The sequence below is a fragment of the Ensifer sp. 22460 genome, assembly GCF_052044935.1.
In the GTDB taxonomy this organism is placed as follows: Bacteria; Pseudomonadota; Alphaproteobacteria; order Rhizobiales; family Rhizobiaceae; genus Ensifer.
In genome coordinates, this window is the sequence record NZ_JBQENZ010000004.1 from 224,587 (window position 1) to 247,320 (window position 22,734).

20 protein-coding genes are annotated in these 22,734 nt (G+C 62.2%); 10 read left to right on the top strand and 10 right to left on the bottom strand.

The features are described 5' to 3' along the window. Positions 1 to 74: 74 nt before the first annotated feature. Positions 75 to 1,964, top strand: coding sequence for an ABC-F family ATP-binding cassette domain-containing protein (locus ACTJKM_RS06980; RefSeq protein ID WP_058329414.1), 1,890 nt, complete (start codon positions 75 to 77; stop codon positions 1,962 to 1,964). A gap of 19 nt (positions 1,965 to 1,983) precedes the next feature. On the opposite strand, the gene ACTJKM_RS06985 is transcribed toward ACTJKM_RS06980, so the two are convergent. After that, positions 1,984 to 2,826: a GNAT family N-acetyltransferase gene (locus tag ACTJKM_RS06985; RefSeq protein WP_058329415.1), complete on the bottom strand. Its 843-nt coding sequence runs from the start codon at positions 2,824 to 2,826 to the stop codon at positions 1,984 to 1,986. Positions 2,827 to 3,052: 226 nt separating this feature from the next. Between ACTJKM_RS06985 and ACTJKM_RS06990 the strand changes: the two genes are divergently transcribed. Further along, complete coding sequence (locus ACTJKM_RS06990) at positions 3,053 to 3,979, top strand: Gfo/Idh/MocA family protein (RefSeq protein ID WP_058329416.1); 927 nt, start codon at positions 3,053 to 3,055, stop codon at positions 3,977 to 3,979. A 73-nt stretch (positions 3,980 to 4,052) separates the two neighbouring features. Here ACTJKM_RS06990 and ACTJKM_RS06995 read toward each other — a convergent pair whose 3' ends face one another. Then, positions 4,053 to 4,502 (bottom strand): DNA polymerase III subunit chi, encoded by a 450-nt coding sequence (locus tag ACTJKM_RS06995; RefSeq protein WP_058329417.1) that lies wholly within the window; start codon positions 4,500 to 4,502, stop codon positions 4,053 to 4,055. Between the two features lie 41 nt (positions 4,503 to 4,543). Then, positions 4,544 to 6,037, bottom strand: a complete 1,494-nt coding sequence (locus ACTJKM_RS07000; protein WP_058329418.1) for a leucyl aminopeptidase — start codon at positions 6,035 to 6,037, stop codon at positions 4,544 to 4,546. Here ACTJKM_RS07000 and ACTJKM_RS07005 point away from each other — a divergent pair. From ACTJKM_RS07005 to rsmA, 7 genes are all read left to right on the top strand, one after another. Next, positions 6,015 to 6,356 carry a hypothetical protein gene (locus ACTJKM_RS07005; RefSeq protein WP_156432983.1) on the top strand — a complete coding sequence of 114 codons (342 nt, stop codon included), beginning with the start codon at positions 6,015 to 6,017 and terminating at the stop codon, positions 6,354 to 6,356. The genes ACTJKM_RS07000 and ACTJKM_RS07005 overlap by 23 nt on opposite strands. A gap of 97 nt (positions 6,357 to 6,453) precedes the next feature. Then, positions 6,454 to 7,623 carry an LPS export ABC transporter permease LptF gene (gene lptF / locus ACTJKM_RS07010; RefSeq protein WP_058329472.1) on the top strand — a complete coding sequence of 390 codons (1,170 nt, stop codon included), beginning with the start codon at positions 6,454 to 6,456 and terminating at the stop codon, positions 7,621 to 7,623. Beyond that, positions 7,617 to 8,699: an LPS export ABC transporter permease LptG gene (gene lptG, locus ACTJKM_RS07015; RefSeq protein WP_058320226.1), complete on the top strand. Its 1,083-nt coding sequence runs from the start codon at positions 7,617 to 7,619 to the stop codon at positions 8,697 to 8,699. The genes lptF and lptG overlap by 7 nt, the downstream gene beginning before the upstream one ends. Continuing rightward, positions 8,699 to 11,050, top strand: coding sequence for an LPS-assembly protein LptD (locus tag ACTJKM_RS07020; RefSeq protein ID WP_058320227.1), 2,352 nt, complete (start codon positions 8,699 to 8,701; stop codon positions 11,048 to 11,050). Before lptG ends, ACTJKM_RS07020 begins: the two co-directional genes overlap by 1 nt. Before the next feature lie 187 nt (positions 11,051 to 11,237). Further along, positions 11,238 to 12,176, top strand: a complete 939-nt coding sequence (locus tag ACTJKM_RS07025) for a peptidylprolyl isomerase (RefSeq protein WP_057252696.1) — start codon at positions 11,238 to 11,240, stop codon at positions 12,174 to 12,176. Positions 12,177 to 12,189: 13 nt separating this feature from the next. Further along, positions 12,190 to 13,218: a 4-hydroxythreonine-4-phosphate dehydrogenase PdxA gene (gene pdxA, locus ACTJKM_RS07030; RefSeq protein WP_057252698.1), complete on the top strand. Its 1,029-nt coding sequence runs from the start codon at positions 12,190 to 12,192 to the stop codon at positions 13,216 to 13,218. Then, complete coding sequence (gene rsmA / locus ACTJKM_RS07035) at positions 13,218 to 14,045, top strand: 16S rRNA (adenine(1518)-N(6)/adenine(1519)-N(6))-dimethyltransferase RsmA (RefSeq protein ID WP_057252700.1); 828 nt, start codon at positions 13,218 to 13,220, stop codon at positions 14,043 to 14,045. The genes pdxA and rsmA overlap by 1 nt, the downstream gene beginning before the upstream one ends. A gap of 93 nt (positions 14,046 to 14,138) precedes the next feature. Here the strand turns inward: rsmA and gmk are convergent, their stop codons facing one another. From gmk to fabD, 7 genes are all read right to left on the bottom strand, one after another. Continuing rightward, positions 14,139 to 14,798: a guanylate kinase gene (gmk, locus tag ACTJKM_RS07040; RefSeq protein ID WP_057252701.1), complete on the bottom strand. Its 660-nt coding sequence runs from the start codon at positions 14,796 to 14,798 to the stop codon at positions 14,139 to 14,141. A gap of 3 nt (positions 14,799 to 14,801) precedes the next feature. Beyond that, the gene (locus ACTJKM_RS07045; protein ID WP_058329419.1) at positions 14,802 to 15,689 is read right to left on the bottom strand and encodes a YicC/YloC family endoribonuclease; all 888 of its coding nucleotides are present in this window, start codon (positions 15,687 to 15,689) and stop codon (positions 14,802 to 14,804) included. 99 nt (positions 15,690 to 15,788) lie between these two features. After that, a complete protein-coding gene (gene mltG / locus ACTJKM_RS07050) occupies positions 15,789 to 16,994 on the bottom strand; it encodes an endolytic transglycosylase MltG (RefSeq protein WP_058320228.1) in 1,206 nt (401 codons plus the stop codon). A gap of 551 nt (positions 16,995 to 17,545) precedes the next feature. After that, on the bottom strand, positions 17,546 to 18,811 hold the full coding sequence (fabF, locus tag ACTJKM_RS07055) for a beta-ketoacyl-ACP synthase II (protein WP_057252706.1): 1,266 nt from the start codon (positions 18,809 to 18,811) through the stop codon (positions 17,546 to 17,548). 216 nt (positions 18,812 to 19,027) lie between these two features. Continuing rightward, the gene (locus tag ACTJKM_RS07060; protein ID WP_003531676.1) at positions 19,028 to 19,264 is read right to left on the bottom strand and encodes an acyl carrier protein; all 237 of its coding nucleotides are present in this window, start codon (positions 19,262 to 19,264) and stop codon (positions 19,028 to 19,030) included. 333 nt (positions 19,265 to 19,597) lie between these two features. Further along, positions 19,598 to 20,335 (bottom strand): 3-oxoacyl-[acyl-carrier-protein] reductase, encoded by a 738-nt coding sequence (gene fabG / locus ACTJKM_RS07065; protein WP_058329420.1) that lies wholly within the window; start codon positions 20,333 to 20,335, stop codon positions 19,598 to 19,600. 39 nt (positions 20,336 to 20,374) lie between these two features. Continuing rightward, on the bottom strand, positions 20,375 to 21,319 hold the full coding sequence (fabD, locus tag ACTJKM_RS07070) for an ACP S-malonyltransferase (protein ID WP_058329421.1): 945 nt from the start codon (positions 21,317 to 21,319) through the stop codon (positions 20,375 to 20,377). A gap of 355 nt (positions 21,320 to 21,674) precedes the next feature. Between fabD and ACTJKM_RS07075 the strand changes: the two genes are divergently transcribed. Further along, positions 21,675 to 22,718 carry an aldo/keto reductase gene (locus tag ACTJKM_RS07075; protein WP_058329473.1) on the top strand — a complete coding sequence of 348 codons (1,044 nt, stop codon included), beginning with the start codon at positions 21,675 to 21,677 and terminating at the stop codon, positions 22,716 to 22,718. Positions 22,719 to 22,734 lie beyond the last annotated feature (16 nt).

Sequence of the window (22,734 nt, forward strand, 5' to 3'; positions counted from 1 at the left end):
GAGCGGTCACTCAGGCGAACGCGGCCAGGATTGTGCCTCTTGCCTTCCCGGACGAGTCCGGGCAAAAGGCCGCAATGATCCAGATTTCCGGCCTTTCCGCCCGTATTGCGGGCCGTCTCCTCATCGAAAACGCATCCGTGACGCTTCCGGCGGGCACGAAGGCCGGGCTCGTGGGGCGCAATGGTGCCGGCAAGTCGACGCTGTTTCGCATCATCACCGGTGAATTTGCCTCCGAGGCCGGCAGCGTCTCCTTGCCGAAGAACGCCCGTATCGGCCAGGTGGCGCAGGAAGCGCCCGGCACCGAGGAGCCACTGATCGAGATCGTGCTGAAGGCTGACAAGGAGCGTTCGGCGCTGATCGCCGAGGCCGAGACCGCAACGGATCCGCACCGCATCGCCGAAATCCAGACGCGGCTTGCCGACATCGGCGCCCACTCAGCGGAAGCGCGGGCCGCGAGCATTCTCGCCGGCCTCGGCTTCGATCATGACGCGCAGTTGCGCCCGGCCTCCTCCTTTTCCGGCGGCTGGCGCATGCGGGTGGCGCTCGCCGGCGTGCTCTTTTCCGAACCGGACCTGCTGCTGCTCGACGAGCCGACCAACTATCTCGACCTCGAAGGCACGCTCTGGCTCGAAGACTATATTCGCCGCTATCCGCACACCGTCATCATCATCAGTCACGATCGCGACCTGTTGAACACGGCGGTCAACGCCATCGTGCATCTCGACCAGAAAAAGCTCACCTTCTATCGCGGGCCCTACGACCAGTTCGAGCGGCAGAAGGCCGAGGCCGACGAACTGCAGATGAAGGCGAAAGCCAAGAACGATGCGGCGCGAAAGCACCTCCAGAGCTTCATCGACCGCTTCAAGGCCAAGGCCACCAAGGCACGCCAGGCGCAAAGCCGCGTGAAGGCACTTGAGCGCATGGGCACGATTGCGGCGGTGATCGAGGATCACGTCCAGGGCTTCTCCTTCCCGGACCCGGAGAAGGAAGCCGCCTCGCCGATCATTGCCGTCACCGGCGGTACCGTTGGCTACGAGCCCAGCAAGCCGATCCTCAAGCGGCTGAACCTCAGGATCGATACCGACGACCGCATCGCGCTGCTCGGTTCGAACGGCAACGGCAAGTCGACCTTCGCCAAATTCATCTCCGGCCGACTGGCGCCGGAGGCGGGCGAACTGAAGATCGCGCCGAACCTCAAGGTCGGTTTCTTCGCCCAGCACCAGCTCGACGACCTCATCCCCACGCAGAGCGCCGTCGAGCATGTGCGCCGGCGCATGCCGGACGCCCCCGAAGCCAAGGTGCGTTCGCGCGTGGCGCAGATGGGGCTGGCGACGGAAAAAATGGAAACGCCTGCCAAGGATCTCTCGGGTGGCGAGAAAGCACGGCTGCTGATGGGCCTTGCCGCCTTCGACGCACCGAACCTCCTGATCCTCGACGAGCCGACCAACCACCTCGACATCGACAGCCGCAACGCGCTGATCACCGCCCTCAACGACTATTCCGGCGCTGTCATCCTGATCTCGCACGATCGCCATCTGATCGAGGCAACGGCCGACCGGCTGTGGCTGGTGCGCGACGGAACGGTGACGAGCTACGACGGCGACCTCGAGGATTATCGCAGCCTGATCGTCGGCGGACCCAAGCCCAAGGACGACAAGGCCAAGCCGAACGGAGCCGATGACAGCCTCTCGAAGGCGGACCAGCGCAAGGTCAATGCCGACAAGCGCGCTTCGCTGGCGCCGCTCCGCAAGAAGATCAATGAAATCGAATCCTTGACCGGAAAACTGGAGAAACTGATTCAGGCACTTGATGTGGAACTGGCCAATCCGGTGCTCTACGAAAAGTCGCCTGCGAAAGCCGCCCAGAAGGCCAAGGAACGCTCCGACGCGGCAGTGAAACTCGCTCACGCCGAAGAGCAATGGCTTGAGCTTTCCGCCGAGTATGAAGAGGCAATGGCCGGCTGACAGAAGCCTGCCCGACCGGTCAGCCCAGTTCGAACGTGGTGATGCCGTAGATCCGTGCCAACGGCAGCCCGGGGTCGGGCCCGCGATACATGCGCGCCGTCTCGAACACCGGCCGCAGATTGTAGCGATCGCAAAGCGCCTTGGCCGAGGCGTTCGGTTCGGGGATGTCGAGGTAAATTTCGCTGCCATTGACACCGGCGGCGAGCTTGCGAAAGACCAGATCGGCGCCGGTCTCGGTGTCGGAGAAGAGCGGTCCAATCTTGAACCCGTTTCGGCAAGCCCGGATCGTTCCATAGGCCGCCACCGCGCCGTCGCGCAGCAGCAGGATACTGCGCCGTCCATCGCTCGACTTCAGCCATTCGCGAAGGAACGCCTCGCGACGCGCCGGGACGAAGCGGCGGTCATACTCGGTGAGGAGCGACATATGGATCGGCGCGACCTCCAGGAGATCGGCGCCGGGCGGCTCGATGACATCGATGACTCCGCCGTAGCGGATGTTCGCATGGGCATAGGTGAAGCCGGACCGCCGATAATTCTCTTGCTGCGCGACCACGCCGTCGAGGCCGACGATGCGGTTCCCGGCGACGGCCATCGCCTGTTGCCACAGTTGCCGACCGATCCCCTTGCCGCGGTGTTCCGGTCGCGTGATGTAGAAGCCGAGAAAGGCGTAGCTTTCGTTGTATCGCACCAGCGAGATGGCGCCGACCGGCCCGTCCTCTCCATCGGCTATCCAGTAGCCGTCCGGATCGGCCGCCCAGAAGGGGCCGACATCACCGAGCCCGGGATTCCACCCCTCCTCGGCCGCCCACTCGATCATGACGTCGAGTTCAGCGCGGCTGGCCCGACGGATTTGCTGCTGCATGGTTCACTCCTCTTGGGCGGTCAGATCGCCCTATCGTCAGCCCGTTGACGGGACGAAACGGCACGTCCGGTGGTAGAGCTAGCGCGGTGGCGTTCAGAGGGAATGATAATCTGTCGATTTCCCCGACATTGATGGCATATGCTGGCGACGGACCGGCAGCGCTTGTCCACCCTGCGCAATCTGCTACAAGAGCCGACAATAAGTCATACAAATCGAGCGGAACACCATGGCCCCCATCAAAATTGCCCTTGTCGGCGTCGGCAAAATCGTTCGCGACCAGCACCTGCCGGCGATCGCCAAGAACAGCGACTATCACCTGATCGCCGCCGCAAGCCGGCATGGCACGGTCGACGGCATCGACAACTTCAAATCGATCGAGGCGATGCTCGAAGCCGTGCCTGCGATCGAGGCCGTATCGCTCTGCATGCCGCCGCAGTATCGCTACGACGCCGCCCGCGCAGCACTCGACGCCGGCAAGCATGTGTTCCTGGAAAAGCCTCCCGGTGCCACCCTCAGCGAGGTCGCAGACCTCGAGGCGCTGGCGGCATCGAAGGGGCTGTCGCTGTTTGCGAGCTGGCACTCCCGCTACGCGCCGGCCGTGGAAGCGGCAAAATCCTTCCTGGCGGCAACGACGATCAATGATGTCCAGGTCATCTGGAAGGAAGACGTGCGCCACTGGCACCCGAACCAGGAATGGATCTGGGCGGCGGGTGGCCTCGGCGTCTTCGATCCCGGCATCAACGCGCTTTCGATCGTCACCCACATTCTGCCGCGCCCGCTGTTCGTGACCTCGGCCGTGCTCGAGTTCCCCGAGAATCGCGACGCGCCGATTGCTGCCAACATCACCTTCACGGATGGGAAGAAACTGCCGGTTTCCGCCGAATTCGACTGGCGCCAGACCGGCAAGCAGAGCTGGGATATCGTCGCCCGGACGGCGGCGGGCGAGATGGTGCTGTCCGAAGGCGGCGCCAAGCTCGCCGTCGACGGCAAGCTCGTGCATCAGGAGCCGGAACAGGAATACCCGATGCTCTATCGGCGTTTCGCCGAGATCGTCAAAGCCGGGCGGTCGGACGTCGATCTGGCGCCGCTGCGTCACGTCGCCGACGCCTTCATGCTCGGCAAGCGCAAGTTCGTCGAAGCGTTCCACGACTGATTTTCCAGACAGGCAGAAACGCAAAGCCCGCGGTATCGGCCGCGGGCTTTGTTCGTCGCAATGCGTTGTAAACTCAGGCCTTCTTTTCCCAACGGCCGTCGCGGTTCTGCTGCCAGTAGGTGAGGTTGTGCCCCTCCCCCTTCAGCCGCTTCCAATGGGCGCGCGCGCCTTCAAGCTGATCCTGATCGTAGCCGTCGAACATGAAGACGATGCGCTCATAGGCCGAAACATCAGGCGGGCTGGCGCCATCGATGACGAAACGCACCGTCGCTGCATTCGCATTGCCTTCGTCGGCCACCAGCAACACCGGCTGATCGGCAGCGAAATCACCGGCATCCGTGCCATGCGGCAGGAAGCTCTCGTCGCGATAGACCCAGAGATGCGTGTCCAGCGCGTCACGCCGCTCGGCGTCGATCGTCTGCACGGCCACCCGCCAGCCGCGCTCGACACTCTTGTCGAGCAACGGCGGCAGCGCGTCTTCGAGCTTCGATTCCGTCAGGTGATAGAACAGGATTTCGGTCATGCCGATTGCTTCCCGCCTTTCGTCACGTCCAGCACGGCGGGTCAGGATTCGTAGCTCGCCCGCACCAGCTCGTCGAGCAGCCGGACGCCGAAGCCCGAGCCCCAGGACTGGTTGACCTCATCCGTCGGCGCGCCCATGGCGGTGCCGGCGATATCGAGATGCGCCCAGGGCGTGTCCTTGACGAAACGCTTCAGGAACTGCGCCGCCGTCACCGCACCGCCGTGACGGCCGCCGGTGTTCTTCATGTCGGCGAACTTGCTGTCGATCATCTTGTCGTATTCCTTGCCGAGCGGCATGCGCCACAGGCGTTCCTGCGTCGCCATGCCGGCGGCAAGGAGCTGCCCGGCCAGACGGTCGTCGTTGGAGAACAGGCCGGCGTGATGGGTCGCAAGGGCAACCATGATGGCGCCGGTCAGCGTCGCAAGGTCGATGATTGCCTGCGGCTTGAAGCGGTCGTTGCAATACCAGAGCGCATCGCAGAGCACGAGACGGCCTTCGGCGTCCGTGTTGATCACTTCGATCGTCTGGCCGGACATCGAGGTTACGATGTCGCCGGGGCGCTGGGCGCTGCCGTCGGGCATGTTTTCCACAAGGCCGATGATGCCGATGGCGTTGACCTTCGCTTCACGCGCGGCCAGCACATGCATGAGGCCGGTGACGGCGGCCGCACCGCCCATGTCGCCCTTCATTTCCTCCATGCCGGCGGCCGGCTTGATCGAGATGCCGCCGCTGTCGAAGACGACGCCCTTGCCGACGAAGGCAAGCGGCCGCTCCTTGGCCTTGCCGCCCTTCCACTGCATGATCACGAGGCGCGGCGGTCGGGTAGACCCCTGGGCGACGCCGAGCAGCGCGCCCATGCCGAGCTTTTTCATTTCCTTTTCCGTGAGAATCTCGACCTCGACGCCGAGCTTCTCCAGTTCCTTCGCCTTGGCGGCAAACTCGACCGGCCCCAGTACGTTCGCCGGCTCGTTCACCAGGTCGCGCGCCAGGAACACGCCTTCAGCCACCGCCTCTGCTGTGCCGAAAGCCTTCTTCGCGGCAATGACGGTACCGGTGACGATCGTGACCTTGGTCGGCTTGCCGGAGGACTTGGCGTCGTCATCGGCCTTCTTGGTCTTGTAGCCGTCGAAGCTATAGGCGTTCATCTCCATGCCGAGCGCGAAATCTGCTGCCGCCCTGCCGGTCACGTCGACCCCAGGCGCATCGACGAATACGGTCACCTTGTCGACTGAGCCGAGTTTCGCCGCAACGGCGCCGCCGGCCTTCAGCCAATCGTGATCCGAAAGCGCATCCGCCTCTCCGAGCCCAAACACGATGATTCGGTCAGCCGGCGAGCCATGCGGCGCAACGATATCGAGGCTGGAGAACGCCTTTCCGGTGAACTTCTTCACCTTGGCTGCCTTTGTCACGACGTCTTCCGGATCGGCGACATCCGCGCCGGCCGCGGCTCCGCCACCCGACGTCTTGAGGAGCACGGCAACGCCGCCGCTCGGCCGGTGGGACTTGGCAAAGGTGAACTCGAACTTCATCGGCATTGAAAAACTCCGGGATATTTTCCTGTTTCCGTGCGCAGCCAGAGAATCGAAAGTAGCTTCCGAGAGCCGGGCGCCAGGGCAAGGTGATCTGGCCGCGACGCATCTGGATGACACGGCGAGGCTTGTGGCGATCCGCCCTGTTACCGGGCGGTTACAGTGGAAAATATTCGCAACATTCGCCACCGTCAAAGCTGTGGCCGGCACCCTTCTCGCTTTTCAACCGCTTGGCAAGATGCCCCCGGATGTTTACATGCGGTTAACCGAGGTTCTTCGCCTTAAATTATCCCTGTTGCTTCACAGTTTGAGCGACACGAAATAGCGGGTAAGAACCGGGCTTCGGTTTGGACCCGGGCAATGCCCGGTCCGACGCCGCCGCCGGACAGAAACATGAGCAGGATTTTGGACCGGACACGGGCATGAAGCTGATCGAACGCTACATCTTCCGGCGTGCCTTGGTCATGTTCCTCGCGACACTCCTGCCATTGCTCGGCATTGTGTGGACGACGCAGGCGCTTGCCAACGTCAACCTGGTTACCGACAGCGGCCAGTCGGTTCTGGCCTTCGCCAAACTGGCAACCCTCATCCTGCCTTCGGTCATCCCGATCATCCTGCCCTTCGCACTGGTCATCGGCGTCACCCAGACCCTGACCACGATGAACACCGATTCGGAACTGACCGTGCTCAACGCCGCCGGCAGTTCGCGCATGGCCATCATCCGGCCGGTCATCTATCTGGCCGCGGCCCTGAGCGTCCTGTCCTTCGCGGTCGACAACTTCGTCGAGCCCTATTCGCGCGTTTCGGTACGCAAAATGCTGGCGACCGCCAACGCCGACCTTCTGTCGTCGGTCGTTCAGGAGAATTCGTTCCGCAAGGTTGCCGACGGGCTCTACGTTCAGGTCGGAGCACGGCGCAGCGGCGGCGTATTGCAGGGCATCTTCGTTGCCGATTCGCGCAATCCCGCCTTCGAGCTCGTCTATTACGCCCGCGAAGGCGCGGTGGATGAAAAGAGCTCCGCGCTGGTGATGAAGGACGGCGAGGTGCAACGCAAACTGCCTGACGGCAGCGTCTCGATCATCAAGTTCGATTCCTATGCCTTCGACCTCGCCGACATGACCAAGACCACGCGCGAGGCGACGATCCGGGCGAAGGACCGCGACCTGGCCGGCCTTCTCAATCCCGATCCGAACGATCAGGTCTACAAGAACAATCCGCTTGCCTTCACAGCCGAGATCAACCGCCGCCTGACGGAGTGGACCTTTCCGCTGCTCTTCGGCCTGATCGCACTGGTGTTCAGCAGCGATGCGCGCTCTCACCGGGAAGCACGCGTCCATCCAATGGTGAGCGCGCTCGGAACAGCGCTGCTCATCCGCTGGATGACCTTCTATGCCGGCAACAGCGCCGAGGATTCCATCTGGTTCGTGCCGCTGATGTATATCGTGCCGCTCGCAGCCGGCGGGCTCTGCATTCACCAGCTGGTGAGCAACAAACGTCTGGATATCCCGATGACCGGGCAGGAAAAGCTGCAGGATCTCCTGGTTCGCCTGCGCCTGGTGCGGCGTGACGCCGAGGGAGGGCAGCCATCATGATGGGCACGCTCGGACGCTATTTCTTCATCCGCTATGTGATCACCACTTTCTGGTTCCTCGTCGGCATCTTCTCGCTGATCTTCATCATCGACTTCAGCGAGCAGGCGAGCCGCCTGGCGAACCTGCCGCACTATTCGATCACCGGCGCTCTGCTGATGACCGCCCTCCGTATCCCGCTGATCCTCCAGCAGACGATACCGTTTGTGGCGCTGTTTTCGGCAATGGCGGCGCTCATCTCCCTCAACCGGCGCTACGAACTGGTCGTGACCCGCGCCGCAGGTATTTCCGTCTGGCAGTTCCTGCGTCCCTTCGTCCTTGGCGCCTTCCTCTTCGGCGTGCTCGCTGTCGTTGCGCTCAACCCGCTGGCGGCCTGGGGAACGAAGCGTGGGGAGGCACTGCTGGCGGAATGGGGCGCCTCGCGATCCTCGGATTCCGGATCGATTCCGTGGCTGCGACAGATCTACAACGGTACCGATACAATCATCGGCGCGCGCTCGGTCCAGGACAATGGCACGACGCTCCTCAACGTCACCGTTATCCACTTCGATCCACAGGGAACGATCATTCTGAGACAGGATGCGACGTCCGCGAAACTCGAAGATGGTTACTGGCTTCTTAACGAAGTAACTGAAACGCGAAACGGGCAGCTGCCGCGGCGTTTGAAAACAGCACAACTCAGCACCAATCTGAAAGCCGAGTTTGTTCAGGAACGTCTTGCAAAGGCTGATTCCATTCAGTTTTTTGACCTTCCGGCAAAGATCGAGGTGGCTCGCTCCTTTGGTTTTTCAACCAATGGCATGGAAACCCAATTTCACTCGATGCTCTCGCTGCCACTGCTTCTCGTCGCCATGACGCTGATAGCCGCCTGCGTGTCGCTCAAGTTTAGCCGGTTTAACCAATCTAGCTCCGTAATTCTCGGTGGCATCCTTTCAGGCTTCGTGCTTTATGTCGTCACCGTGCTTGTCAAAGCATTCGGGAGCAGCGGCATTGTGCCTCCTTTCGTTGCAGCCTGGTTGCCAGTTGTTGTAGCGATGGCGCTGGGCTCGACGATTCTTTTAAATCAGGAGGATGGCTAGTGGCGGTAGTGAACCGCAAACGCATGACGCTGATCAACGCTACCCTGCTTGCAGGCGTGGCGCTGCAGACACTTGCCATGGGAATGAGTGCGCCTGCGATGGCGCAGCAGACTTCGGACCGCCTCGATTCGCTGCGCCCGAACATGCCAGAAGACGCCAAGCTGCTTCTGTCCGCCAATGAGCTCGTTTACAACAAGGACGCCGAGAAGGTGATCGTGCGCGGCAACGTGCAGATCGACTACGGCGGCTATAAGATGGTGGCCCGTCAGGTCGAATACGACCAGAAGAATGGCCGCATCTATGCATCCGGGGAAATCCAGTTCATCGAGCCGGGCGGCAATGTCGTCTACGCCGACAAGATGGACGTCACCGACGATTTCGGCGACGGCTTCCTTGAGCAGATGCGAATCGAAACCACCGATCTGACCCGTCTTGCCGCCACGAGCGGCGAGCGTCGGAACGGTGAGGAGTTCATCTTGAACGAGGCCGTCTACACGGCCTGCACGCCCTGCTCGACCAAGCCGGAGCATCGCTCGCTGTGGCATATCAAGGCGCAACGCGTCGTTCAGAACGGTCGCACGCGGACGATTCGGCTTGAGAATGCCCGCTTCGAACTCTTCGGCAAGCCGATCGCCTATATCCCGGTGATGGAGCTGCCCGACCATACGGTCAAGCGCAAGAGCGGCTTCCTGTTCCCGACGTTCCGCTCGGCCCAGAAGCTCGGCGTCGGCGTCGGCGTCCCCTACTATTGGGCGATCTCGCCCTATATGGATGCAACGGCAACCGTGACGGGCCTGACCCGGCAGGGCTTCCTGCTGGAGGGCGAGTTCCGTCAGCGGTTCCACAACGGCTTCCATACGCTGAACGTTGCCGGCATCAGCCAGCTCGACAAGAGCAAGTTCACGCCGGGCACGGTCGACGCGATGAAGACCAATCGCGGCATGATCGCGTCGCGGGCTGAATTCGAGATCAACCCGCGCTGGACGTTCGGCTGGAACGTCCTCGTCCAGTCGGATGCCAACTTCGCCAAGACCTACGAACTGTCGAACTTCGATAACACGACCTATGTCAACCAGGCCTATCTGACCGGCCTCGGCAAGCGAAACTTCTTCGATCTGCGCGCCTTCTACTTCGACATTCAGGACGCGGACCCGAATAGCATCAATGAAAACCAGCAACCCGTTACGCAGGTCCTTGACTACTCCTACAAGGCGCCAAAGCCCGTGCTGGGCGGCGAGCTTTCGGCAACCGTCAACTTCACGAACGTCAAACGAAACCGGCTGGACCTCGAAACCGTCCCCGGTGTCGTCAATCGTTTCCGCGGCCTTGAGGGCACGACCCACCGCCTGACCGGCGAGCTTGAATGGAAGCGCATGTTCATCGCTCCCGGCGGTCTCGTCGTCACGCCGCTCCTTGCGGCGCGCGGCGATGCCCTCGGCCTCAACATGGACGCGCCGGGACCGCTCTACACCGGCGACTACGACACCAGCGACGCGGCGACGCGGCACATGTTGACCGCCGGTCTCGAAGCCCGTTACCCGATCCTGTTCGTCGGCGAAAACAGCAGCCACGTGCTTGAGCCGATCGCTCAGCTCTACGCACGCCCTGACGAACAGGACGCCGGTGGCCTGCCGAACGAAGACGCCCAGAGCTTTGTGTTCGATGCGACCAACCTTTTCGACCGCGACAAGTTCTCTGGCTTCGACCGGGTCGAAGGTGGTACGCGCGCCAATGTCGGCTTCCGCTATACCGGTACCTTCGACAGTGGCTACGGCCTGCGCAGCATCGTCGGCCAATCCTTCCATCTCGGAGGCCTGAACTCCTTCGCAACCGACGACCTGGTGAAGGCCGGCGCGAATTCCGGTCTGGAAACCAAGCGCTCGGACTATGTCGCGATGTTCGGCATCGACGCACCGTCCGGCCTGATGGCGAGCCTCTCGGGCCGCCTCGACGAAAAGGATCTGGCACTGCGCCGTGCCGATGCGACCGTCGGGTATCTCGGCACGACGTGGCAGGCGGCGATGACCTATACACGCATCGAAGCGCAGCCGCTTTATGGCTCGCAGGTGAACCAGGACGAAATCCAGACGGCGGCCGCCTACAAGTTCCATGACTACTGGTCGGTCTTTGGTGCCATCACTTACGACATCAACCAGGACGTCATCACGCGCAACGGCTTCGGCATCACCTACGACGATCAGGACACCCTGTTCTCGCTTGTCTACAAGCAGGAACGCGATACCGGCAGCACGCTGGCGAACGATTGGTCGATCGGCGCCAGAATCAGCTTCCGTACGCTCGGTGACGTGAATGTCGGCGACACCAAGTTCGAAGAGCTGGATTACTATTAAGATCATTGAAACGAGGGGGCGGAACGCGAAGTTCGCCCCCTCGCGCAATTTTGGGCTGCTCAAACGGTCTTGTCATCGTTTGGCCGCATGTATTATGCATTTCCTCCGACAAGATAAGGCAACGGCGCAAAGCCGGTAGGCGGACAAGGCCCGACGGCGGTGATCGTCCGGCAAACAGGAAAAGGTAATGGGCGGGAAAATGTCGATCTTGAGGACGCTTTCGGTATTGGCTGTGGCCGGAGCCCTGAGCATCGCGGCATGTGCCGGTGCGCAGGCTGCAAGCCAGGTCAAGGTAACGGTCAACAACACCGTGATCACCTCGGGCGATATTGCCAAGCGGGTTGCATTCCTGCGTCTTCAGCGCCAGAAGGGCGGCCCCGAGGAAGCGAAGAAGCAACTGGTGGACGAGGTCCTGAAGCGCGCCGAAATCGTTCGCATCGGACAATCCGTCAGCACGCAGGACGTCGATGCCGCCTATGCCCGTTTTGCTGCGGGCAACAAGCTTTCGGCGGAACAGCTCGGCAAGATCCTCGACCAGGCCGGTGTCGGCGCCGATCACTTCAAGCAATTCATCGCCGTACAGATGAGCTGGCCCCGCGCGGTCAACTTCCGCTATGGCAATTCGAGCCGCCTCCAGGGCGCCGATCTCGTCAAACGGATGATGGAAGGCGGCGGCAACAAGCCGGTGACCACCGAATACTTCCTGCAGCAGGTGATCTTCGTCATTCCCGAGAAGAAGCGCGGCGCCATCACGGCAAAGCGGCAGGCCGAGGCGAACGCCTCCCGTTCACAGTTCCCGGGCTGCGAGACGTCGAAGACCTTTGCCGCCAACTATCGCGACGTTTCGATCCGCAGTCTCGGCCGGATGCTTGCCCAGCAGCTGCCGGACGAGTGGAAGCCGTTGGTCGAGAAGGCCGGGGAGAACGGCACGACCGGAACCCGCGTGACCGAAAAGGGCGTCGAGTACCTGGCAATCTGCAAGAAGCGTGAAGTCAACGACGACACGGCCGCAGAAATCGTCTTCCGTGCCGAGGACATCGGCAAGAAGAAGGCCGGCGGGGAAGATCCGAACAGCGAAAAATACCTCGAGGAACTGCGCAAGAAAGCGCAGATCGTCAACAAGTAAGCACAACGGCAACATGCGCGAACCAACCGGCGGACCACTCGCCCTGACCATGGGCGACCCGGCCGGTATCGGGCCGGACATCAGCCTTTCGGCCTGGCTTGGCCGCCGCGAACACGCGACGGCACCCTTCCTGTTCATCGGGGATCCTTCGGTGCTTGCCGCGCGTGCGGCGACGCTTGGCTATTTGGTTCCCCTTCGGGAGACGGATTGTGCCGGCGCCATGTCCGCGTTCGATGCGGCGCTGCCGGTGCTGCCGCTTGCCTGCCCTCACCCGGTCACTGCAGGCGATCCCGACACTGCCAATGCCAGCGCCGTCATCGGCGCGATCGACACGGCAGTACGGCTCGTGACCGCCGGCGAAGCCTCCGCGGTCGTGACCAACCCGATCGCCAAGGCAGTCCTTTACGATGCCGGCTTCCGCTTTCCGGGCCATACCGAGTACCTGGCGGATCTCGCCGAGAAAGCAACGGGGCAACCTGTTCTGCCTGTCATGATGCTTGCCGGGCCGAAGCTGCGCGCCGTCCCCGTCACGATCCACATCCCGCTGAAGGATGTGCCGCACCAGCTGACGCCGGATCTCATCTATCGCACCTGCGTGATAACGGCGGCGGATCTGCGCAACCGCTTCGGGCTTGAACGCCCGCGCCTCGCGATCGCCGGACTGAATCCACACGCCGGCGAAAACGGCGCGCTCGGCCTTGAGGATGACGCGATCATCCGCCCCGTCATCGACCGGCTGCGCGCTGAAGGCATCGATGCCGTGGGGCCGCTGCCCGCGGATACCATGTTCCACGATCGGGCGCGCGCGACCTACGACGTTGCGATCTGCATGTACCACGATCAGGCGCTGATCCCGGCAAAGGCGCTCGGCTTCGACGACAGCGTCAACGTCACGCTCGGCCTTCCCTTCATCCGCACATCGCCCGACCACGGTACTGCCTTCAGTCTGGCCGGCAAGGGCGTTGCCCGCGACGACAGCTTGAGAGCTGCGCTCGACCTTGCCGCAACGCTCGCGGCCAATATGCCAGGAGATACCCGCTGATGGCCGCGCTCGACGGTCTCCCCCCCTTGCGCGACGTGATCCAGCGCCACGGCCTCGACGCCAAGAAGGCGCTCGGCCAGAATTTCCTGCTCGACCTCAACCTGACACAGAAGATCGCGCGGACTGCCGGTTCGCTCGAAGGCGTGACGGTCATCGAGGTCGGCCCTGGTCCCGGTGGCCTGACGCGCGCCATCCTGGCTCTCGGCGCCAAGAAGGTCATCGCGATCGAACGCGACTCCCGCTGCCTGCCGGCGCTTGCCGAAATCGGCGCGCATTATCCCGGCCGGTTGCAGGTGATCGAAGGCGACGCCCTGAAGACGCGGTTCGAGACGCTTGCCGACGGCGGGCCGGTCAAGATCATCGCCAACCTGCCTTACAATGTCGGCACGCAATTGCTGGTCAACTGGCTGCTGCCCGAACGCTGGCCGCCTTTCTGGCAATCGCTGACGCTGATGTTCCAGCGTGAAGTGGGCCTCAGGATCGTCGCCGAGGCGGATGACGATCACTACGGGCGCCTCGGTGTGCTCTGCGGCTGGCGTACAGAGGCACGGATGGCCTTCGACGTGCCGCCGCAAGCTTTCACGCCGCCACCCAAGGTGACGTCATCGGTGGTCCATCTGGAGCCCGTGGAAAATCCGATCCCCTGCTCCGTTTCATCTCTGGAGAAGGTAACGCACGCTGCCTTCGGCCAACGCCGCAAAATGTTGCGGCAAAGCCTGAAGCCGCTTGGCGGCGAGGCCCTGTTGGCAAAGGTCGATATCGACCCGCAGCGACGGGCCGAGACGCTTTCGGTGGAAGAGTTCTGCCGGTTGGCAAACTGCCTCTAAGCGAGAGACCAATCGCGACCGGTCAGCCGCCAGTCGGGCGAGATATGGCGCGATTCGAAAATGGCTCCCGAAGGAGCCATACTTTTGCAGTTGTCAGAACGGGTTCTCCGTCAGGAGCCCGTTGACGAAGTCAAACAGACCCGGGCGCCGGTCGCGGCGCAGACGCTCCGCCTCGACAATCGCCCGCACCGCAGAAAACGCGCGGTCGAGGTCGTCGTTGAGGACGATGTAGTCGTATTCCCGCCAGTGCTCGATCTCGGCGCGCGAATTGGCAAGCCGCGTGGCAATCACCTCTTCGCTGTCCTCCGCCCGGCGATGCAGGCGTGACTGCAGCTCGGCCATCGACGGCGGCAGAATGAAGATCGACACGACGTCGCCGGCCATCTTTTCCTGAAGCTGCTGAGCGCCCTGCCAATCGATGTCGAAGAGCATGTCGCGGCCGGCGGCCATCGCCGCTTCGACGGCGTCGCGCGGCGTTCCGTAGAAGTTGCCGTGCACCTCGGCCCATTCGAGCAGCGAGTCGGTTGCCCTGAGCGCCTCGAATTCACGGATCGTCTTGAAATGATAATGCCGTCCGTCGATTTCGCTCGGGCGGCGCTGGCGCGTCGTCACGCTGACGGAAATGCTCATCTCCGGATCAGCTTCCAGGAGGTTGCGCGCGATCGTCGATTTTCCAGCACCGGACGGCGAGGAAATGACGAGCATCAGCCCACGACGGGCAATCTTGATGGGCGAAGGGGTCGCCGGGGTCATGCTTTACTCCAGATTCTGGACCTGTTCGCGGAACTGGTCGATGACGACCTTGAGTTCGATGCCGGCGGCCGATACGGCGGCCGCATTCGACTTGGAACAGATCGTATTCGATTCTCGGTTAAATTCCTGTGCCAGGAAGTCGAGCTTGCGGCCAACCGGGCCGCCCTTCGACAACAGATCGCGCGCCGCAACGATGTGCGAGCCGAGCCGGTCGATTTCTTCCCGAAGATCCGCCTTGGTGGCAAGCAGCGCCACTTCGGCGTAGAGGCGTTCCCGGTCGAGCGAGGAGCCATTGTCCATGACCAGGGCCACCTGCTGCGCGAGCCGATCGGCGATCGCCGCGGCGCTGCGCGATGGATCAGCCTCTACCGTCGCCGTGAGTGTCTCTATGCCTTCAACCTGCGCCAGCAGGATCTGACAGAGCGCGGCTCCCTCGTCTTCGCGCATGACGCGGAGATCGGAAAGCGCCAGCCTCAGTCCTTCGAGGATGTCCATATCAAGCGCAGCGCGTTCCTCTTCACTTTCTTCCGGTTCGCGAAAATCGACAATGCCGCGGATGGAAAGCAACGTGTCGAACTTCAGCGGCGCCGGGTCGACGAGATCACCGAGTTGTTCGCGCAGGTTCAAGACCGCCGTCAGCGCACCCTGATTGACCACTGCCTCGACGGTCGCTTCCGCGCCGCTGACGGAAAGTCCGATCTGGAGATTGCCGCGCGAAAAATAATCGGCCGCGAGCCTGCGCACTTCGGGCTCGAAGCGCTCGAGCCCCTGCGGCAGGCGTAACCTGAGATCAAGACCCTTGCCGTTGACGGAGCGCAGTTCCCAGGCCCAACGGCGGCGGCCACTGCTGCCTTCCCTCCGGGCAAAGCCGGTCATCGATTGGAGCGGCATCGTCACCTCCGTTGTGTTTCAGCAGAAGCAATAAGTCGACGGCGCGGCATCCCGCAAGGGATATCCGCGCCGTGATCTATCCGTCCACAATGCAGGCGTTTATTGCGGCTGCGCTGCTGTCGCTGCCGGTTCGGCCGTTCCAGCGTCGGCGGCCGCCTTTGCGGCTTCCGCAGCCTTCTCGGCTTCTACCTTGCGCCAACGCCTTACATTCGCGTTGTGTTCGTCCAGGGTCTCGGCAAAGACATGGCCGCCCGTACCGTCGGCCACGAAGTAGAGCTCCGGCGTGCGCGAAGGATTGGCGACCGCCTCCAGCGCTGCACGGCCCGGATTGGCGATCGGCGTCGGCGGCAGCCCCTTGATGATATAGGTGTTGTAGGGCGTCTGCTTGTCGATGTCGGACTTCAGGATCGGTCGGTCCGCCGGCTTTCCGTCACCGCCGAAAATGCCATAGATGATCGTCGGGTCGGACTGCAGCCGCATGCCCTTGTCGAGCCGGTTGATGAAGACGGAGGCGACCCGTGGCCGTTCGTCGGCGCGGCCGGTTTCCTTCTCCACGATCGAAGCCAGCGTGACGAGTTCCTCGACCGTCGAGACCGGCAGGTTCGGATCACGCTTCTCCCAGATCTGATCGACCAGAACCTTCTGGGCGGCAACCATCTGCTGAACGATCTCGCCGCGCTTGGTACCGCGTGTGAACTTGTAGGTATCGGGCATCAGCGAACCTTCCGGCGGAAGCTCGGTCGGCAGATTGCCAACCAGGACCGGATCGTCGGAAAGCTTGTGGAACATTTGCTTGACGGTCAGGCCTTCGGGCAGAGAAACCGAATAGAGGATCGACTTGCCCGACTTCAGAAGCTGCATCACGTCCTGCATCGACGAGCCGGCTTTGATCTCGTATTCGCCGGCCTTCAGCGTCTCGTTGTCGAGATAGGCCTCCGAGACGAAACGGAAGACGCGCGCATCGGTGATGATGTTGCTGCGCTCGAGACCGCTGGCGATCTCGCTCATGCCGGCGCCGCCCCTGACGATGAAGTTCTGGTTTGCCTGCAGCGGACCCGGCTTCTCGTACTGATGCATGGCATAGTAGACCGTGCCGGCCGCAGCGAGTGCCGCAAAGACGATGATGGTCATCACGAAATTCAGGAAAATCACCACCTGGCTGCGCGCCTTGCGCGACCGCTTCGGGGGCTGTGGCACTTTTTCCGGGCGCAGTGCCTCGTTTGCCGATTTCGGAATGATCGGCCCGTTGCTCGCGTTTTCATTGCGGCCGAATTGCGCCGCGCCGTTATCGTTTGAGTCGCTCACGATTATCCCGAACCCGAAATTCGCAGCCTCATTCTCTATCCTGCCCCCGGTGCGAATTTCGGACTGGACCATGGCAGGCTTAAGTCAATTTCATAAACGGCGCCGACCTGGCGGGCGGCATTCCGCAGTCTTCAACACAATAGACCTGCGGCGCGGTGCATTGGCACCCAAGAACCACAGAAATGTGTCGGTTCACCGTCCATTCAAGAGAACGCGACGGGGACCTGACACTTTACAGAACCGCACGTCTTATAGGACGCGTTAAGGTCGCTGTAACACTCTAAATGGCTGCCTGCTTCATCCTTAAACCAGACAGGAGACATGCAGTCGTTCGGAACGCGCCGCCTTCGGTTATCCCTGGGGCGAACGACATGTTCCCGGCAATAGCTAAATGGCAAACTGACAGATATGCCTTGCGCGAACATAGCGGTCGGCAACGCCGCCGCGATGGCGGCGCATCCTCCCAAAACATGCTTGTAGCGAGCAATGCGGCAAAAGCAGGATCATCGGACCGACTTGTTGGATCGATCCGATGATTGCCAGGGCCCCGATCAGGCGCCCGTGTAACGGCGCAGGACCAGAGAGGCGTTCGTGCCGCCGAAGCCGAAGGAGTTCGACAGCGCCACGTTGATCTCGCGCTTGCGCGCGACGTGCGGCACGAGGTCGATCTTGGTTTCCACAGACGGATTGTCGAGGTTGAGCGTCGGCGGCGCAATATTGTCGCGAATCGCGAGCACCGAAAAGATCGCTTCGACAGCACCGGCAGCGCCAAGCAGGTGACCGATCGCCGACTTGGTCGAGGACATGGAGATCTTCGACGCATGCTCGCCGACAAGGCGCTCGACGGCGCCAAGCTCGATCGTGTCCGCCATGGTGGAAGTGCCGTGGGCGTTGATGTAGTCGATGTCGGCCGCCGTCAGTCCGGCGCGCTTCAGCGCCATCTGCATGCAGCGATAGGCGCCGTCACCATCTTCCGACGGGGCGGTGATGTGGAAGGCATCGCCGGAAAGGCCGTAACCGACCACTTCCGCATAGATCTTGGCGCCACGCGCCTTGGCGTGCTCGAGCTCTTCGAGGATGACGACGCCGGCGCCCTCGCCCATGACGAAGCCGTCACGGTCGATATCGTAGGGGCGCGATGCCTTTTGCGGGTCGTCATTGTGCTGCGTCGACAACGCCTTGCAGGCTGCAAAGCCCGCGAGCGAAATGCGGCAGATCGGCGATTCCGCGCCGCCGGCGACCATGACGTCGGCATCGCCGAGCGCAATCAGCCGGCTGGCGTCGCCGATGGCATGCGCGCCGGTCGAACAAGCGGTGACAACCGAATGGTTCGGGCCACGCAGCTTGTGGCGGATCGACACCTGGCCGGAGGCAAGGTTGATGAGGCGGCCGGGAATGAAGAATGGCGAAATGCGGCGGGGGCCCTTGTCGCGCAGCGTATAGCCACCTTCGACGATGCCTTCGAGACCGCCGATACCCGAACCGATCAGCACGCCGGTCGCGATCTGGTCTTCGTCGGTCTCCGGCTTCCAGCCGGCGTCGGCAAGCGCCATGTCGGCGGCCGCCATCGCGTAGACGATGAACGGATCGACCTTGCGCTGCTCCTTCGGCTCCATCCAGTCGTCGGCGTTGAATGTTGCGTCGGTGCCGTCACCGAAGGGAATGCGGCAGGCGATCTTGGCAGGAAGGTCCTCGACCTCGAATTCGGTTACCTTGCGTGCAGCATTCTGCCCGGCAAGAAGGCGCGCCCACGTCGCCTCAGTTCCGCAACCCAAGGGAGATACCATGCCGGTACCGGTGATAACGACACGTCTCATAGTCCGCGACCCACCCTGACTTTTCAATTTCAGAGCCGGATCGGACCACGTGTAACGAACCCGATCCGGGCATCCATTTTAAGGTTCTCATTCACGATCAGAGGGAAAAGCGGAGAACGCTTGCTGATCGGCACCCGCGCTTGCGGGACAGCCCACTTCCCTGGGCTGAAACGGGCCGCTTTCGGCGGCCCGTCTGCGGCCGTAGCCGCTCAGATATTAGGCCTGAGCCTTTTCGATGAACTTGACGGCGTCGCCGACAGTCAGGATCGAGTCAGCAGCGTCGTCCGGGATTTCAACGCCGAATTCTTCTTCGAAAGCCATGACCAGTTCGACGGTGTCGAGCGAGTCCGCGCCGAGGTCATCGATGAAGCTTGCGCCTTCGCTGACCTTTTCGGCGTCGACGCCAAGATGATCAATAACAATTTTCTTTACGCGTTCTGCGATATCGCTCATGTCGGAGTTCCTCGACCTTCGTTTCTGTAGGCGCCTATTCCGGCACCGGTACTCTTATGTAAGCCTGATAGACCAAGACGGCCTACCCGGCAATCCATCCAACCGGAACTGCGGCAAACCCAGGGCAGCCAAGGCTGCCGGACACCTGGCGGGACCGGTCGACTGCTAACAGTCATGGCCCGATTAACACGGTTTAAGTCTGCCGCAAAGTCCGAAAATGCCTGACATTCGCTTGCTCAACATTGAATTTCAGGCATTTGGCAGGCGGTGTCCCGAGACGTTGAATATCACCCGTCGCACAATCTCGGCGGGCGGCACATCCCGGAAACCGGATCAGATCATGGCCATGCCGCCATTGACGTGAATCGTCTGGCCGGTGACGTAGCCAGCCTCGTTCGACGCGAGATAGACGACGGCCGACGCAATCTCCGCGCCGGTGCCCATGCGCTTCATCGGGATCGCGCCCATGATCGCGTCCTTCTGCTTGTCGTTGAGCTTGCCGGTCATCGCACTTTCGATGAAGCCCGGAGCAACGCAATTGACGGTGACGTTGCGCGTCGCGATCTCCTGAGCCAGCGACTTGGAGAAGCCAATCATGCCGGCCTTGGAGGCACAGTAGTTGGCCTGACCGGGATTGCCGGTGACACCGACGATCGAGGTGATGTTGACGATGCGGCCGAAACGGCGGCGCATCATCGGGTGGGTCAGCTCGCGCGTCAGGCGGAAGACGGCGGTCAGGTTCACCTCGAGAACGGCATCCCAGTCCTCGTCGCTCATGCGCACGAAGAGGCCATCCTTGGTGATGCCGGCGTTGTTGACGAGAATATCGACGCCGCCAAGCTCGGCCTCAGCCTTTTCGCCGAGCGCCTTGACTTCGGCGCGGTCGGAAAGGTTCGCCGGGAAGAGCTGCACGCGATCACCGAGTTCATTGGCGAGCGCTTCCAGCTTTTCGACGCGCGTGCCGTGCAGGCCGACGATCGCGCCCTGCGCGTGCAGCATGCGGGCGATTTCTTCGCCGATACCACCGGATGCACCGGAGACGAGAGCCTTGCGGCCGGAAAGATCGAACATCTGATTGATTCCTTGTAACTGGTGCGCTTGTTCGACGGCTTACGCGAGCAGTGCTGCAAGAGCCGTGTCGATATCGGCAGGCGTATTGACGGCGATACCGTTGACAGTCTTGTCGATCCGGCGGGCAAGCCCGGTCAGGACCTTGCCGGAACCGAGTTCATAAAGCGTCGTGACATTGTTGGCGGCAAACCATTCGACCGTCTCGCGCCAGCGGACCTGGCCGGTGACCTGCTCGACGAGCAATCGGGCGATTTCGTCGGCATCGCTGACCGGTGCGGCGAGCACGTTGGCGACCACGGGTACGACGGGATTGTGCTTCTCGACCTTGGCGAGAGCCTCGCGCATGGCGTCGGCGGCCGGCGCCATCAGGCTCGAATGGAAGGGTGCGGAGACCGGCAGCATCAATGCGCGCTTCGCTCCCTTTTCGGATGCCAATGCGGCAGCCTTCTCGACGGCAGACTTCTCTCCGGAAATGACCAGCTGGCCGCCGCCATTGTCGTTGGCGATCTGGCAGGAGCCGAGTGCCGAAGCCTCGCGGCAGACGGCTTCGACATCGGCATGCTCCAACCCGATGATCGCGGCCATCGCACCCTTGCCGACCGGTACGGCCGCCTGCATCGCGTTGCCGCGAATGCGCAAGAGACGCGCCGTGTCGGCGATCGAGAAGGTGCCGGCAGCACAGAGCGCCGAATATTCGCCCAGCGAATGGCCGGCGACAAAGGAGACCTTCGACTTGATGTCGAGTCCCTTGGCTTCGAGCACCCGGATGACGGCCATCGATACGGCCATCAGCGCCGGCTGCGCGTTCGCGGTCAGCGTCAGCGTTTCCTCGGGGCCGTTCCACATGATCTCGGACAGCTTCTCTCCGAGCGCCTCGTCAACCTCGGCGAAGACGGCAGCGGCTTCCGGAAAAGCGTCCGCCAGATCCTTGCCCATGCCGACAGCCTGGCTGCCCTGGCCTGGAAACGTGAATGCAATGCTCATGGGATAGTCCCTTCCCTAGATCACTATGATTTTGGGTCGAATCGACACAAAATCATAGTGATCGGTTCTTATGAGTTAGAGCGGGACGCGGGCGGATAACCGCACACGCTTTTTCTTGCCCCGCTCTGGTTTCCTCTCCATTCACATTCCTGAACGGCGAGTCAAGCGCGCAAGGCCCGCCGAACCGAGCCGCAGCCGCCTTTTGCCCTTGATCTTCACCAATCAAGGCGTAAGTTTGCCGCCCGAAGTCGACCTGCCTTCAACACTCCCAAGGGCGAAGGCTATCACTCCATTTCCGGCGCGCGCACCCCTTCCCACGGGGCCGATGCACGTCTTTCACAAGGATCTCCATTCAATGCGTTACAACACGCTTGGCCGCACCGACATCAGGGTCTCGGAAATCTGCCTGGGCACCATGACTTGGGGCTCGCAGAATTCCGTCGCCGAAGCGCATGAACAACTGGACCACGCCTTCGACAAGGGCGTGAATTTCATCGATACGGCAGAACTCTACCCGACGACGCCGCTCTCGTCCGAGACCTACGGCGATACCGAGCGCTTCATCGGCGAGTGGCTGGCAAAGCGCGGCCGCCGCGACGACGTCGTGCTCGCGACCAAGGTCGCCGGCCCCGGCCGGCCCTATATTCGCAATGGCGGTCCTACCACGCCGGAAGGCATCGAACAGGCAATCGACGCCAGCCTTCGACGTTTGAAGACCGACTACGTCGATCTCTACCAGATCCATTGGCCGAACCGCGGTCACTACCATTTCCGCAATGCCTGGTCCTACGACCCGGCCAAGCAGGACAAGGCGCATGTCGCCGGCGATCTCAGGGCGATCCTCGACAAGCTCGGCGATCTCGTGAAGGCCGGCAAGGTCCGCGCCATCGGTCTCTCCAACGAAACGGCCTGGGGAACGATGAAGTTCATCGACATGGCCGAACGTCACGGCCTGCCGCGGGTCGCCTCGGTCCAGAACGAATACAATCTGCTTTACCGCGCCTATGATCTCGACCTCTCCGAGCTATCGCATCACGAGGACGTGGGGCTGCTTGCCTATTCGCCGCTCGCAGCCGGACTGCTCAGCGGTAAGTATTTGGACGGCGCCAAGCCGACGGGCTCCCGCCTCTCGATCAACGGCGACCTCGGCGGCCGGTTCACCCCGCACCAGGAGCCGGCGGTTGCCGGTTATGTGCAGCTTGCACGCGAGCACGGCCTCGATCCCGCTCAGATGGCAATCGCCTTCTGCCTGACGCGGCCGTTCATGGCGTCCGTCATCATCGGCGCGACATCGATGGAACAGCTGAAGACCAATCTTGGCGCCGTCGACCTCACCCTGTCGCAGGACGTCGTGAACGGCATTCGGCGGCTGCACCGTCTCTACCCCATGCCGATCTAAAGGCGAGAATCGATCG